At 47.8% G+C, this 1,670-nt stretch carries 1 protein-coding gene; it reads left to right on the top strand.

The features are described 5' to 3' along the window. Nucleotides 1–1,670: hypothetical protein (locus MK185_17835; protein MCH2042491.1), on the top strand; the 1,670-nt coding region annotated here is incomplete at both ends.

The following is a 1,670-nucleotide window of genomic DNA, read 5'->3' as shown; positions in this document are numbered from 1 at the left end:
TTCTGACATCAAGTTTAGCGAATGCCGGTTCGGTCTTTGCCGTTGTAAAGTTCAAGTCCTTAGCATTGCCCAGTGAAGAAAACTACATTGTTTCCGGCAATACCGGTGAGAGACTGTTCTGGAACAACAACCAGATTCTTGTCAATGATGCTGCCGGCTTTGATTTCAATGACACGGATACCTATCACATTTATACCTGGGTACAGGGTGAAAAAAGTTATCTTGATTTCACGAGTCAAGATTCGGGCATAGAGTCCGACACTATGGATGGAATTTTTATTATCGGCGCCGAAGACGACAGTCCACTGTCCAACGTAGGTCCTGATGCCCTGATAGCTGAGATTATTGTTTACGATACGGCTCTTGGTGCCGATAACCGTCAAGCCATTTGGAGATACCTGGAAAACAAATACCATATGGTCTCAACTTTTATTGTTGAGCCTGCGATCAATAACTATGCCATCCAGGAGCATAAGGAACTACCCGTTGCTGCTTGTCGAATTGGGACAGATATAAGGATGATGGCCTGCCGTGGTGAGTATGAGCCTGCCTCGTTTGTCGTAGAAACAGACAGCACTCTTGAGAATCTCATGGTAACCGTTGGGCAGTTATCAGGTGATTTCGGGGCCACCATCCCCTCCAGCGCTGTAGATGTTCGGGTTGTTCAGCCCTGCTGGCTGCGGATAACGGATTTTCCCGGTCGGATGAACCAGGTTCTGCTTCATGATCCCAGTCTGCTGATAATAGATCACGAAGAGTTGGTGTCCCCTTTCACACAGGGCATGGAATTTACTCGAACACCGATTGATACAGCTACGCTGCAGCCTGCAGATGTTGCATCACGCCAGCAGTTCTGGCTGACTGTTCATGTGCCGGATGATGCGATTTCAGGAACATACACCGGTACTATTAGCGTTACCTCCACAAATGCGCCAACTCAGACATTAACCCTGGAACTTGATGTACCGGATTTTGATCTACTTGAGCCTAACTTTGAATACAGTCTTTATTATGCTACCGCTTATTACAGCGATCAGATGCGTATTAACGAGTACAAGAATATGGTTGCACACGGCTGTATGAATCCCAACATCTATAACGCTGAGGTTGTAGATGTTGGTGATGGTACCCTCGATTTTACTGGCTTTGCACACGAGCTGTCATTGCGGGAACAGGCGGGCATGAAAGCAGCCGGGCCGCTGTATATTGTAGCCGGTACCCCGATCCATGCCGGCAACGGAGGCGCATATACATCAAGTGAAGTTACAGCAATGGTCTCAGAGATTGTAACGTGGGCCCAGCAGAGAGGTTATTCAGATGTGTATTTTATGGGTAATGATGAGGCAACCGGTGAGAGACTTGTTGCCCAGCGTCCTACGTGGGATGCAGTCCATGCTGGTGGAGGTAAGATTTTTGCTGCTAATTTTGCCGGTTTCTTTCCATATGTCGGTGATATTTTAGATTGCCCGGTAATTACTCATCCAGCAGGCAACCCAATGGACGTTTCATCACACGGAGAGGCTGACCCTTGGCTGGATTACGTTCCAACCGCGCCGTGGGCTCTAGATCCCATCGATTGGATCCTTGACCCTTACACCCATACTGACTTTAGCCCACCGGACTATCCCGATTTGATCCAGAACGTTCACAACAATGGTTTCAAAATCTTT

The organism is Saccharospirillaceae bacterium, assembly GCA_022448365.1.
Lineage (GTDB): Bacteria > Pseudomonadota > Gammaproteobacteria > Pseudomonadales > Oceanobacteraceae > Bacterioplanoides.
This window is presented reverse-complemented; position numbering and strand designations above follow the sequence as displayed.